The organism is Staphylococcus sp. EG-SA-2, assembly GCF_017152085.1.
Window position 1 is genome coordinate 1 of record NZ_JACYHC010001203.1, and the last position, 646, is coordinate 646.

At 33.9% G+C, this 646-nt stretch carries 1 protein-coding gene; it reads right to left on the bottom strand.

The genetic code is table 11. From position 1 onward, the window contains the following. A partial coding sequence (gene splA / locus IDG60_RS28135) for a serine protease SplA (RefSeq protein ID WP_206161092.1) occupies positions 1-646 on the bottom strand: 646 nt, incomplete at both ends.

The window sequence follows — 646 nt, forward strand, 5'->3', positions numbered from 1 at the left end:
AATAAACACCGAAATTCTTTTCAGATTCATCTTTTCCACTACCTGCATATAAAATACCAATCAGTTCATGTTTAGAATTCAATACAGGAGATCCTGAATTACCTGGTTGTGCATACGCATCAAATTCCATAAACGTTCCACTGATATGGTTAATCGTTCCTGTCGATTCAAACATTTTATATTTTGTTTGTGCACCCTTTGGATAACCAATAACAGAAATTCTATCTTTCACTTTTGCTCCGTCTGCAAATTTTGTATAACTAACGTTCTTATTAAAATTCAAACCTTCTGTACTTGTTTCATGAACATGAACTATCGCAAGGTCTTCTTTTCCGGGATATTCTACAATGTCTTTAACGTCGTAGTTTCCTCCGCCTTTACCTTTACTCGAATGATGTGCTGATACTCTATTTTTAAAAATATCATTACTTTTAGCGATATGTTTGTTAGTTACGATTGTATTTTTACCAACAACTACACCAGTACCACCCACAAATGCTACCACTGAATTGTATGGTTCCTTAGTTGCATCGGTAATTTCTTTGACATTCTTTTCTGCTTTGGCAATTGAATGAGGCTGATTAGAAATATTTTCAGCGAAACCAAGAGATGTTAAAATAGTTAAAGCAGTTAAACCTTTAACCAT